14 protein-coding genes are annotated in these 10,879 nt (G+C 66.5%); 6 read left to right on the top strand and 8 right to left on the bottom strand.

From position 1 onward, the window contains the following. Window positions 1–32: 32 nt before the first annotated feature. Window positions 33–500, bottom strand: coding sequence for an Lrp/AsnC family transcriptional regulator (locus tag JOM49_RS36305; protein WP_209668652.1), 468 nt, complete (start codon window positions 498–500; stop codon window positions 33–35). A 93-nt stretch (window positions 501–593) separates the two neighbouring features. On the opposite strand from JOM49_RS36305, the gene JOM49_RS36300 reads away from it, so the two are divergent. Then, window positions 594–1,031: a rhodanese-like domain-containing protein gene (locus JOM49_RS36300; protein WP_209668651.1), complete on the top strand. Its 438-nt coding sequence runs from the start codon at window positions 594–596 to the stop codon at window positions 1,029–1,031. Between the two features lie 155 nt (window positions 1,032–1,186). Next, a complete protein-coding gene (locus JOM49_RS36295) occupies window positions 1,187–2,341 on the top strand; it encodes a Cmx/CmrA family chloramphenicol efflux MFS transporter (protein WP_209668650.1) in 1,155 nt (384 codons plus the stop codon). On the opposite strand, the gene JOM49_RS36290 is transcribed toward JOM49_RS36295, so the two are convergent. From JOM49_RS36290 to JOM49_RS36280, 3 genes are all read right to left on the bottom strand, one after another. Continuing rightward, the gene (locus tag JOM49_RS36290) at window positions 2,319–2,780 is read right to left on the bottom strand and encodes a DUF6010 family protein (protein WP_209668649.1); all 462 of its coding nucleotides are present in this window, start codon (window positions 2,778–2,780) and stop codon (window positions 2,319–2,321) included. The two genes, JOM49_RS36295 and JOM49_RS36290, sit on opposite strands and share 23 nt — an antisense overlap. A gap of 63 nt (window positions 2,781–2,843) precedes the next feature. Next, window positions 2,844–3,665 (bottom strand): NAD(P)H-binding protein, encoded by an 822-nt coding sequence (locus tag JOM49_RS36285; protein ID WP_209668648.1) that lies wholly within the window; start codon window positions 3,663–3,665, stop codon window positions 2,844–2,846. After that, a complete protein-coding gene (locus JOM49_RS36280; protein WP_209668647.1) occupies window positions 3,662–4,120 on the bottom strand; it encodes a nuclear transport factor 2 family protein in 459 nt (152 codons plus the stop codon). Before JOM49_RS36280 ends, JOM49_RS36285 begins: the two co-directional genes overlap by 4 nt. A gap of 82 nt (window positions 4,121–4,202) precedes the next feature. On the opposite strand from JOM49_RS36280, the gene JOM49_RS36275 reads away from it, so the two are divergent. Together JOM49_RS36275 and JOM49_RS36270 are read left to right on the top strand one after the other, a co-directional pair. Beyond that, entirely contained in the window at window positions 4,203–4,811 is a 609-nt protein-coding gene (locus JOM49_RS36275) for a TetR/AcrR family transcriptional regulator (protein WP_209668646.1), read from the top strand. Between the two features lie 59 nt (window positions 4,812–4,870). Next, window positions 4,871–6,064, top strand: coding sequence for an HNH endonuclease signature motif containing protein (locus tag JOM49_RS36270; protein ID WP_209668645.1), 1,194 nt, complete (start codon window positions 4,871–4,873; stop codon window positions 6,062–6,064). 261 nt (window positions 6,065–6,325) lie between these two features. Here the strand turns inward: JOM49_RS36270 and JOM49_RS36265 are convergent, their stop codons facing one another. Genes JOM49_RS36265 through JOM49_RS36255 form a run of 3 tightly spaced genes read right to left on the bottom strand, consistent with a single transcriptional unit; the run spans window position 6,326 to window position 8,705 of the window. After that, window positions 6,326–7,102 carry a hypothetical protein gene (locus tag JOM49_RS36265; RefSeq protein WP_209668644.1) on the bottom strand — a complete coding sequence of 259 codons (777 nt, stop codon included), beginning with the start codon at window positions 7,100–7,102 and terminating at the stop codon, window positions 6,326–6,328. Further along, the gene (locus tag JOM49_RS36260) at window positions 7,099–7,806 is read right to left on the bottom strand and encodes an ABC transporter permease (protein ID WP_209668643.1); all 708 of its coding nucleotides are present in this window, start codon (window positions 7,804–7,806) and stop codon (window positions 7,099–7,101) included. Before JOM49_RS36260 ends, JOM49_RS36265 begins: the two co-directional genes overlap by 4 nt. Beyond that, window positions 7,803–8,705: an ABC transporter ATP-binding protein gene (locus JOM49_RS36255; RefSeq protein WP_209668642.1), complete on the bottom strand. Its 903-nt coding sequence runs from the start codon at window positions 8,703–8,705 to the stop codon at window positions 7,803–7,805. The genes JOM49_RS36260 and JOM49_RS36255 overlap by 4 nt, the downstream gene beginning before the upstream one ends. A gap of 106 nt (window positions 8,706–8,811) precedes the next feature. Between JOM49_RS36255 and JOM49_RS43540 the strand changes: the two genes are divergently transcribed. Continuing rightward, window positions 8,812–9,948, top strand: coding sequence for a sensor histidine kinase (locus JOM49_RS43540; protein WP_209668641.1), 1,137 nt, complete (start codon window positions 8,812–8,814; stop codon window positions 9,946–9,948). Beyond that, complete coding sequence (locus JOM49_RS36245) at window positions 9,945–10,577, top strand: response regulator (protein ID WP_209668640.1); 633 nt, start codon at window positions 9,945–9,947, stop codon at window positions 10,575–10,577. The genes JOM49_RS43540 and JOM49_RS36245 overlap by 4 nt, the downstream gene beginning before the upstream one ends. On the opposite strand, the gene JOM49_RS36240 is transcribed toward JOM49_RS36245, so the two are convergent. Beyond that, window positions 10,551–10,877 (bottom strand): DUF3817 domain-containing protein, encoded by a 327-nt coding sequence (locus JOM49_RS36240; protein WP_209668639.1) that lies wholly within the window; start codon window positions 10,875–10,877, stop codon window positions 10,551–10,553. The genes JOM49_RS36245 and JOM49_RS36240 overlap by 27 nt on opposite strands. Window positions 10,878–10,879: the final 2 nt, after the last annotated feature.

Below are 10,879 nucleotides of genomic sequence, written 5' to 3'. Positions count from 1 at the left end.
GCGATCGCGGAAGAAAACTCGCGACGCGGTATCTACTGCGGATCGGCTGTGAGCCCACGCCCGAGGTCGCGTCGGGGCAACGGGCTCGAATACACGACGCTGGTGGTGACCGAGCCGAGCCCGGCGATGCGCCCGGTGACCGTCTCGAGGTGCCGCATCGAGCGGGCGAGCACCTTCAGTACGAAGCAGTCCTCGCCGGTCACGTGATGGGCTTCCAAGATCTCTGGCGTGGCCGCGAGCAGGTCGCGGAAAGGCTTGTAGTTGCCGGTCGGATACCGCAGTCGCACCAGCGCGGTGATGGACAGGCCCAGCCGCTCCGGATCGACCACGGCGGAGTAGCCGGTGATGACCCCGGCCTCCTCGAGCCGTCGTACGCGCTCGGTCACCGCACTCGGTGACATAGAAACGATCCTGGCGAGGTCCGCGTAACTGGCGCGGCCATCGGCCTGGAGTGCCTCCAGGATGCGCCAGTCGGTGTCGTCCAGTGTTTCCACGGTCATGACTCACAACTACCAGGGAAACCCCGGCGTCTCCAGCAGTAGGCCGTGGAACGTCAGTTCACTGATATCCCTCGTCGACCTAGCGTTTTACCTATGACGAACACCTCCTCGGACGCTGTCTCCTACTTCACCGCCCAACTGGAATTCCGCACCGATGTCGCCGACGTGCACACCGCGCTGGAGTCCGGCGCCCCCGGCTTCACCCTGCTGGACTCCCGAGGCGATGCGGCTTGGGCACAAGGACGCATTCCCGGCGCGCTGCACCTGCCCACCGCCGAAATCGCTCGCCGGGGTGCAGCACTACTGGACCCGGCACCGCCCGTGGTCACCTACTGCTGGGGACCGGGTTGTGACGGTGCGACCCGGGCGGCGCTGGCCGTGGCGAAGCTCGGCTACCGGGTCAAGGAGATGATCGGCGGCATCGAGTACTGGATCCGGGAAGGCTTCGGCGTCGAAACCGACGACGGCGTCGCGCGACGGCCGGCCGACCCGCTGACCTCGCCAGTCGCCGGGATCACCTGCGACTGCTGAGCCTGCGGAAAATGCGTGGACAGTGCTCGGCGGGGCTGGCTAACCTGCCGGCATGTCCAGCCCCGAGGCGTCCAGACGGTAGCCATTCGCGATTTGTCCGATTCGGACATCGCTGAACGCTGCCGTTTTTCCGACGTCTTCCAAGGGGTTCATTCATGCCTTTTGCTGTCTACCTGCTCGGGCTGGCCGTTTTCGCCCAGGGCACTTCCGAATTCATGCTGTCCGGGCTCATCCCGGAGATCGCCGGTGACCTCCGGGTCTCTGTGCCCACCGCGGGGCTGCTCACCTCGGGGTTCGCGGTGGGAATGATCGTCGGCGCGCCGTTGATGGCGGTGCTGAGCCTGCGCTGGCCGCGTCGGCGCACGCTGGCGATCTTCCTGTCCGCCTTCGTGGTGGTGCATGTTCTCGGCGCGCTGACCACGAGCTACGAAGTACTGCTGGCCACTCGCGTGGCCGGCGCGCTCGCCAACGCGGGCTTCTGGGCCACTGCGCTGGCCACCGCCAACGCCATGGTGGCGCCGAACGCGAAAGCTCGCGCGACGTCCATCGTGGTCGGCGGGGTCACCGTGGCGTGCGTCGCCGGCGTACCCGCCGGTGCGTGGCTGGGCCAGCAGTGGGGCTGGCGCGCGGCCTTCTGGGCGGTGGCGTTGATTTCGTTGCCACCGCTGATCGCGATCCTGCGAACGATTCCGGCCGGCCGTCCGGAGAATGCTGACGAGGGCGTTCGCGGCGAACTGCGGTCGTTGCGTGATGCCCGTTTGCTGGTGATCCTGCTGGTCGCCGCGCTGGTCAACGGAGCGACGTTCTGCGCCTTCACCTACCTGGCGCCGTTGTTCACCACCGACACCGGACTCGGCGAAGGCTGGGTGCCGGTGCTGCTGGCGTTGTTCGGCGTGGGTTCTTTCCTCGGCGTGACGATCGGTGGCCGGGTCGGCGACACCTACCCGGTTCAGTTGCTGGCGATCGGCATGGTGGCACTGATCGTGGGCTGGTCGTTGTTCGCGATGACGGCGGGCAATGCGTTCGCCACCGTTGTGCTCGTGCTGCTCCAGGGCACGCTCGCGTTCGCGACCGGTTCCACGCTGATCTCGCGCGTGTTCTACGTCGCGGACCAGGCGCCGACGCTGGCCGGTGGTCTCGCCACCGCCGCTTTCAACGTCGGCGCCGCCGCGGGGCCGTGGCTCGGCGGCATCGCCATCGGCACTGGATCCAGCTTCCGCGCGCCGTTGTGGGTCAGTGCGGCGTTGATGGTCGTGGCGTTGATGGTCGCCGTGGTCGCGCGGGGAGTCAGGAAGCGGTCTCTCCGCTGACCTGTCCTCGTTCACTCGGTGCGGGAGTCGTCTTCTGTGTACGTCGTGATTTCACCGCGGTGGCGACGATTTCCCGCACCGAGCGACCGCCGAACAGGCACCAGGTCGCGATCACCGGATCGCAGATGGCGCAGCCGAGAGACGAGTGCTCCGCGAACGGCAGGATCGGTGTGCCTTTCCAGTGGTGCAAGGCATCCCACGCGGTGTGGAGCAGCCAGCCGATGCCGATGAAGGTCCACGAATCGAGCCCTCGGTAGGCGACATAGGTGACCACGGCCGTGAACGCGAGTTCCCACGGGCCGAAGCCGCCGCCGCTGAGGTAGGCGGCTCCGGCTCCAGCGATCATCACCGCGTTGAAGCGGCGGCGGTTCGGTTCGCGGATGAGTGAGTTGAGGCAGACGTAGGCGATCCCGATCAGGATCGGGGCGATGATGAGCACCCGTCGGACGTTATTCCGGCGGGTGTTCTTCCGATACCGGCCGGATCGCCAACTTCCTCCGGATTATCGCCAACACTCCCGATGCGCCGCGGCGAACTCGGCGAAGGACCGCGCGGGCCGCCCGGTCACTTCTTCGACCGTCGTGGTGACACGGTCCTCGGAACCATGCCGGATGTTCTCGTCGAGCCCGGCGAGGACCGCCGCGTACTCCGGTGGCTGGCCTGTTGCGGACAGCATCGCGGCGAGCTCGTCGACGCCAAGTGACCGGTGGTGCACCGGCTTGCCGATGACCTCGGTGAGGATGGCGGCCGCGTCGGCGTAACTGAGTGCCTGCGGGCCGGTGATCACGTGATCCGTGTTGTGCGGCACCGGGTCGAGCAGCGCACGGGCGGCGACCGCGGCGATGTCATCGGCGTCCACGAAAGCGACGCAACCCGCTCCGGTGGCGGTGACGATCTCGCCCGAAGTCCGGATACCCTGCGCCACAGGGTGTTCACCGCTGAAGTTCTGCATGAACCAGGACGGCCGCAACACCGTCCATTCGGCGAACTGCTCTCGCACCAGCCGTTGTAGGCCACCCAGCCCAGGTGTGTCCTCGGTGACCGCGGACGAACTCAGCAGTACGACCCGGCGAACGTCGTGCTCGCGTGCCTCGACGAGGAAAGGCTCGACGATCGGCACCGGGTCGGCGACCCCGAGCGGCGCGACCAGATACACCCCGTCGATGCCTGCCAATGCCGGACCGTGGGTCTCCCGAGCCAGCCAGTCGAAGCGGACTTGGTCCGCCGCAGCCGGTTTGCGCGTGGCCACGCGTGCATGCGCACCGAGTAGCGTGGCTACGCGACTGCCAGTCGTGCCGGTACCGCCGATGACCAGCGTCTTCACGCCTTCGCCGCCGAGTTCGCGAACGACGTCAGTGCTTCGGTTCCGCCCATGGCCTCGGCTGCGGCCAGAGGGCTCCAGTAGTCGCGATAGTGGACGATCTCGCCGTCCTTCGCGGTGATGACCGCGATGTAACGCATGCTGTACGGCTTTTCGCTGGCCACGATCGTGCCGGCTACCTCGAACTCCACGATGATTCGCCCGGGGTCGGCGGTCTCGTGCACCTCCTGAGCCACGATTCGCTCCGGCGCTATGTAGTTGTTGTAGTCGCGAAGGTATTCGCGCACTGCGTCGCGACCGTCGAGGCGCGCCGGGGAGTCGGCCGAGGCGAAGGGGAACTCGAGGACTCCGTCGGCTGCCCACAACTCGGCGAAGCCGGTCATGTCCTTGGCAAGGAGTCGGCGGAGACCTTCTTCTACCAGGTCAGAGGCAGATCTGGACACAGTTGCTCCTGTCATTGACGACTGGACGATACGGAACCGTCCCGACGTAAACCCTACGCGGGACGGGTCCGTCCCGTCCAGTCGTATACTGTGTGCCATGAGTTCACGTCGCACCCCGACCGGCGCCGCCGTCCTCCAGTCGCGGATCACCTCCGCCATCACCGAAGCCGTCTGGGACGAACTCGCCGCTCATGGCTACGGGCGCCTGTCCATGGAGGCGGTGGCCAAGCGGGCCGGTGTCGGCAAAAGCGCGCTCTACCGGCGCTGGCCGTCCAAGCAGGACATGGTGATCGCCGTGTTGTCGGAGTTCAGCGTGCCGCGTGCGGAGGTGGCGGACACCGGCTCATTGCGTGGCGACCTGCTGGCCACTGTGCACGCGCTGCGTGACTGGTTCACGCACCCGCGCTTCTCGGCGGTTCTACCCGACCTTACTGCTGAAGCCGGTCGGAACGAGGCTCTTGCGGCGGCCATCCAGGAAACCATCGGGGGACCGCGGCGGGAACACGGCGCCGCGATGTTGCGGAGAGCGATCGCGCGCGGTGAGTTGCCGGACGAACTGAACATCGAACTCGCCCTCGATTTCGTTCCTGGGCCACTGTATTGGCGGCTGAACGTGCGGAAGATGGCTCTGGATCCCGGATATTCGGAAGAGTTGGTGGACTTTTTGTTGCGAGGACTGGGATACGTGCACTCGGCCAGAAGATAAACAAGAAACACCCATTCGTGTTGGGAACACCTGTTCGATTCGGCTGTATCGTAGCCTGCGTGAGGCAATCCAAATTCTTTTCACTCAGTCCCGCTGTCGTCGGAAGATTCGATGACAGCTCCGTTGTCGAAGCCCTGTGCACCGCGAGGAGGTTGAGCGCTCAGCTGGAAGCGATCGAGCTGCGCGTGGTGCATCGGCTGACCGAACTGCGCAGTGACCTGCGGTCGGTCGTCGACGAGGTGGCTCTCGAGCTGTGCTTGTCGAAACGTGCTGCGGAGGACCTGGTCCGCTTGGCTCGTGACGTGATGAACCGTCTACCGAACGTGCTCGGGGCGATGGAGGCAGGTACGCTGAGTCGCCTGTCCGCCGCCAAGATCTCCGATGTGGTGGCGCCGCTGCCGGACGAGCTGGTCAGCGAGGTGGACGTCGCACTGGTCGACCGGATCACTGACAAGAACGCCGGTCAGATCCGTCGGATCACCCGCGATCTGGTGCACAAGGTCGACCCGGAGGGTGCCGAGGCGAGAGCGCGAGCACGAAGATCGGAGCGAAGAATCGAGATCCGCCATCGCGAAGATGCGATGGCGCAGTTGCTTGCGGTGTTGCCCGTGGAGGTCGCTTCGACGATCTACGCTCGCGTTAATCGCATCGCGCGAACGATGCGTTCTCGTAAAGGAAAGCGCACGGCGGACCAGATCCGTGCTGATGTGTTCGCCGAGCTACTGCTAGGTGAGCGGACTGGCGCGCCTCGGGCCGAAGTGTTCATCCATGTGGCAGCGGACGCGGCGCTGGGCATCACCGACCGCGCTGCCGAGTTGGTGGGGCACGGCCCGATCCCTGCCTCGGTCGCCCGCGACATCATGAAGCAGCCGAACAGCGTGTGGCGGAAGGTGATCACCGATCCGGGCAGTGGCGCGCCGCTGGACGTAGGGCGCTCACGCTACCGGCCACCCGCCCACCTGGCCGACTATGTGCGTGTGCGGGACCGGGTATGCCGGATGCCTGGTTGTCACCACCCTGCCCAGTGCGCTGACCTCGATCACCATCGCGCGCGGGCAAAGGGCGGCGACACCAGTTGCCAGAACCTCTGCGTGCTCTGCCGTTCACATCATCGGCTCAAAGACGCTCCCGGCTGGAAATTCGACCTCGACCGCGAGACCGGCGAGCTGACGATCACGACGCCGGCCGACCGTACCCGCACCACCAAGCCGACCCCGCTCTTCCCGCCCGCTGAGCACGCCGATGCAGCCTGATCGGAATGTTTATCCATGGCGCTCTTCGCGCATGGCTGCTTGGTCAAAGTCCCGTCTGTGCACCCGCTCACGAAGGTTCTCCCGTTGTGATCGATACGGGAGCTTGCCCAATACACGATCAACCGTCGGAACGATACCCGTGGCAACCACTACCTCGCTGCACATGCGAGACGTCGACCGGTGCAATGGCCTGCTGACGGCGGCCGTGATTCGGGTGCATTGCGATGACTGCCCCGCAGCGTCGGGAGAGTGTCCCGACGCTCAGGCATCTCGGCGCCGAACGAAGAGCGATGCGACTCCGAGGGCCACAGCCATGTACAACAGCATGACGACGGCCGCGGCTGGCTGTGACAGCTTCAGGGGCGGGCTCATCCCGAACGATTCAGCGCCGGTCAGTTGCACCGGAAGATGGGTGAGCATCAGTGACGTTGCCCAGGAGGCCCATTCTCCTGGCAGTTTCTGTGCGATCAGTGGGGTGATGTACCAGTAAGCAACGAGTGCGGTGATCGCGCCAGCAGCGGAGCGCAAGAGAGCGCCGAGGCCCAAACCGAGTATCGCGTAGACGGCCACGACCGTGCCAGAAGCCAGCATTGCCGGAGCTTCTTCCACGAGAGAGCTCGTGTGCCCGACGATCGTGCGGTTGCCCATCATTGCCCGACTGAGGAAGAACGAGCCGAACTCGACGAATTGCCCTGACACGAAAGCGACGACTGTGAGCACGATGGCTTTCCCTGCGATCACTCTCGTGCGTAGCGGCACCACGGTGTAGGTCGTGCGTATGAGACCGGTGGAGTGCTCGCTGGTCATCGTCAGGACACCCAAGATCGCCAGGCCGACGCCGGCAATCCATGAGGTGAACCCCGTGAATGGCGAGAGGATGATCGAGTCCCGCCGCGAGGGCGTGGCGTCCCAGAAGTTCGCGGCGGTCATGGTCAGCAATGCGACCAACCCGAAGATTGCCGGAACCAGGGCCAGCACGATGTAGGTGGAGCGTACCGATCGCAGCTTGATCCATTCCGAACGCAGGACGCCGATCATCCGACATCACGCCGCTGGATCAGGAAGAGCGCGACGCCCAGTGAGATAGAGGCGAGACAGAGGGCGCTGATCGGGTTCGTCAGTAGTACCGACTCGATCCGTTCCCGCCACGGTTCCGGTAAGAAGCCGCTGATCATCGGAAGGACGAACAGCAGCACGACGAGGAGGGAGATCGCCCCTGCGGTCGAACGCAGCACTGTGCCGGCGCTGAAGCCGATCAGAGCCACCAGCGCGACCGTGGTGCCCGCTCCGAGTAGGCCGGGTGCCTCGCTGGATAGATCGGTGTACCCGGGAAAGTCGCGGTTACCGAGCACAGCCCGGCTGACTAGATGGATGGCGAAGGTCGCGGCAACTCCGACGACGAGGGCGAGCACGCCGATCGTGGCCGCCTTGGCGAGAAGGAGGGCAGGTCGGCGGGGCATGACGGTGAGGCTGGTACGGATCAGGCCGGTCGCGTATTCGGCGGTAATGGCCAGCGCACCCAGAATGCCCAGACATAGCTGGAGTACCGGCAGCATGATCTCTTCAATTGATCCGCCCGAGAGCGAGCTGCGGCGTTCGGCTGGCATTGAGTCCCACGTCTGACCCCATGCCCACGCGAGTGCCGCACCGATGAACAGGCTCAACAAGACCATGCCCAGCACGTACTGGGTCGATCGGACCGAACGGAGTTTGTGCCATTCAGAAGTCAGTGCGGAGGTCATCGCACCGCCCGGTAGTCGACGCTGTCGGCGGTCAGTTCCAGGTAGGCCTCTTCCAACGAGGCGCTCCGCGGAATGACCTCGTACACCGGAATGCCTCGCGCAGCGGCCAGGTCGCCGATGCTATCGACGCCCATGCCGTGCACCGTCACCGCTTCGTCGTTCTCCGCGGCAACTTCAGCTCCGGCCGCTCGCAGTGCGTCAGACAGCTCGACGGCTCGTGGCGAGCGGACGAAGACGCCCCGTTGGAAGCGTTCTTCAAGCTCGCGCACGGACGTGTCAGCGATCAGCCGTCCTCGGCCGATCACGATGAGGCGGTCAGATGTGAGGGCCATCTCGCTCATCAGATGGCTCGACACCAGCACCGTTCGGCCCTCGGCGGCGAGCGATCGCAACAGTTCACGGATCCAGCGCACGCCGTCCGGATCGAGTCCGTTCACCGGTTCGTCGAGCAGGAGGACGGCGGGGTCGCCGAGCAAGGCGCCGGCCAGGCCCAGCCGTTGTTTCATACCCAGCGAGAACTTGCCTGCCCGCTTCCGTGTCACGTCCGCCAGGCCGACTTGTTCCAGCACCTCCCGCACCCGCGACCGGCCGATACCGTTCGTCAACGCGAGCGACAGCAGGTGGTCGTAGGCACTGCGTCCGGGGTGCACCGCGTTGGCGTCGAGAAGGGCGCCGACTTCGTGCATCGGCCGTTCGATGGTGGTGTACCGGCGCCCATCGGCCAGGGCTTCACCGGCGTCGGCCGCGTCCAGCCCGAGCACGATTCGCATGGTGGTGGACTTCCCGGCCCCGTTCGGGCCGAGGAAGCCGGTGACTCCGCCCGGCCGCACGCTGAAGGTCAGGTTGTCGACGGCCGTAGTCCGGCCGTAGCGTTTGTTCAGTTCGCGAACTTCGATCACGGTCGCAGGTTAGGAAGGCCTGGGTGGTCGGCGCTGTCCTCGAAGGTCGCTCCGTGCTGTTCACCAAAGTCGCTAGCCTCACCGCATGGGCCGAGTCTTGATAGCTGTGCTCGCGGTGCTGGTGGATGTGGTCTGGTTGGCGCCGGACCGGGTGGTCGACGCTGGTTGGTGGGCCGCCCCGGTGTTTGCCGCGGTCATCGCGTTGATCCTGCTGTGGCGGCGGGCGGTGCCGGGCTTCGCTGTGGCGACGGCGCTCGTGTGCGCCACCGGCGGTGGGTACGCCCTGATGCTGTGCACGAGCTACCGCGCCGGTCAGCAGGCCCGTTCGAGGCGCGACTACCTGATCGCCGGCCTCGCGACGGCGGCCTACCTGGGAGTGCAGTTCGTGGGTGGACCGCAGCTGGCGCCGAAGGTGCTGGTGCTGGTCGGGTTGCCGTTGGTGGTCGGCCGGTACATGGCCCAGCATCGGCAGCTCGTCGCCGCGCTCGACGAGCACAATCGCCGGTTGCGTGCCGAAAGGGACCTGCTGGCGGAGCGCGAGCGGCTCACCGAACGACTCCGGATCGCCAGGGACATGCACGATTCGCTCGGGCATCGCCTCGGGTTGTTATCGGTGCAGGCAGCGGCGTTGGAGGTCGGCGATTCACCGGACCGCGAGGCCGTGCGCCGACTTGCGGGGATCGCGCGACAGGCCACCGCCGAACTCCACGAGCTGGTGGGCACCTTGCGTAGCCCGGGAGACGTCGAAGCGCGCGAACCGACCCTCGAGCAGATCGGCGGGCTCGTTGACGAATTCCGGGCGGCCGGAATGCGCGTCGATTCGTGCGACGAAGGCGAACCGCGGCAGGTTGAACCGGAGGTTGAGCAGGCAGCGTACCGGGTGGTCGAGGAGGGGCTGACCAACGCGGCCAAGCACGCGCCCGCCGCCCACGTGCGGGTGTCGCTGCGCTGGGAGGACGACGCGTTGCTGGTGACCGTCCGCAATGCGCTGCCGATGTCCACCGGATCGACCGGCGGGCACGGCCTCGCTGGGCTGGCTGAGCGAGTGGCGCTGGCCGGTGGACTGGTGCACCACGACCGGTCGGCGTCGGAGTTCCGGTTGACGGCGATGCTGCCGGTCGTCACGCGGAAAGAGGCGGAACCACGTTCGCTGAGCCGGGTGCGCGTGGCGGCGTTGATGCTCGCCGTGGTGTCGATGGTGGCCGTGATCGGCCCGGCGAGCGCGTTCGGCGGCGCGGGATGATCCGGGTCCTGATCGCCGACGACGAGCCGTTGATCACCGCCGGCATCCGGACGGTGCTCGAATCCGACTCCGGCATCGAGGTCGTCGCCGAGGCGGCCGACGGGCGGACGGCGGTCGAACGAGCGCTCGCGCATCGGGTCGACGTCGCCGTGCTCGACCTGAACATGCCCGAGCTGGACGGGCTGTCAGCCGTGCGCGAGCTGGCCGGGGTGCCGGTGGTCATCCTGACCGCGTTCGGCATCGAGCCGAACGTCCGTCGGGCGATCAGGCAGCAGGTCGCCGGGTTCGTGTTGAAGAACTGCACGCCCGACGAGCTGATCCGCGCTGTCCGCGCCGCGCACGCGGGTGAGGCCTACCTGTCGCCGCAGGTGACGCGGCTGGTGCTCGACATGGTCAGCCCCGATGACACCGATCGCCGGGACACCGCCGCAGCGCGGCTGGCTGTGTTGTCGCCACGCGAGGCGGAGGTGCTCCAGTTGATCGCTGAAGGGCTGTCGAACGCCGAGATCGGCACCCGGGTGCACATGAGCGAGGCCACCATCAAGACCTACGTCAGCCGGATCCTGTCCAAACTGGACTGTACGAACCGGGTGCAGGCGGCGCTACTGGCTCGCGACGGGCTCGGCTGAGCGCTCCAGGCGGCCGGTGCGCGTGGCCCAGCGCTCGAACAGCACGGTGCCGAAGGGCGGGATGCTGGCGATCAGCGCGAGCACGGTGGTGCGGCCGTCCCAGCGCAGCGGCCCGCGGGCCAGCAGTGCGGCGATCACGTAGGCGACGAAGACCAGGCCGTGGATCGGGCCGAAGATCTTCACGCCGATCTCGTTGCCGACCACGACGTACTTGAAGAGCATGCCGATCAGCAGGCCGGCCCAGGACACCGCCTCGGCCAGGGCGAGCAGGCGGAAACGTCCGGCGGGGCTGGTGAGCACGA

It is taken from the genome of Amycolatopsis magusensis (assembly GCF_017875555.1).
Lineage (GTDB): Bacteria > Actinomycetota > Actinomycetes > Mycobacteriales > Pseudonocardiaceae > Amycolatopsis > Amycolatopsis magusensis.
Note: the sequence above shows the minus strand (reverse complement) of the source record. Positions and strands in the feature narration are given on the sequence as shown.

Coding starts and splice junctions, on each gene's coding strand:
- JOM49_RS36260 (WP_209668643.1), bottom strand. CDS start 7,806: ATGACCTCCGCACTGACTTCTGAATGGCACAAACTCCGTTCGGTCCGA.
- JOM49_RS36265 (WP_209668644.1), bottom strand. CDS start 7,102: ATGATCGGCGTCCTGCGTTCGGAATGGATCAAGCTGCGATCGGTACGC.
- JOM49_RS36275 (WP_209668646.1), top strand. CDS start 4,203: ATGAGTTCACGTCGCACCCCGACCGGCGCCGCCGTCCTCCAGTCGCGG.
- JOM49_RS36305 (WP_209668652.1), bottom strand. CDS start 500: ATGACCGTGGAAACACTGGACGACACCGACTGGCGCATCCTGGAGGCA.
- JOM49_RS36245 (WP_209668640.1), top strand. CDS start 9,945: ATGATCCGGGTCCTGATCGCCGACGACGAGCCGTTGATCACCGCCGGC.
- JOM49_RS36280 (WP_209668647.1), bottom strand. CDS start 4,120: ATGACAGGAGCAACTGTGTCCAGATCTGCCTCTGACCTGGTAGAAGAA.
- JOM49_RS36295 (WP_209668650.1), top strand. CDS start 1,187: ATGCCTTTTGCTGTCTACCTGCTCGGGCTGGCCGTTTTCGCCCAGGGC.
- JOM49_RS36300 (WP_209668651.1), top strand. CDS start 594: ATGACGAACACCTCCTCGGACGCTGTCTCCTACTTCACCGCCCAACTG.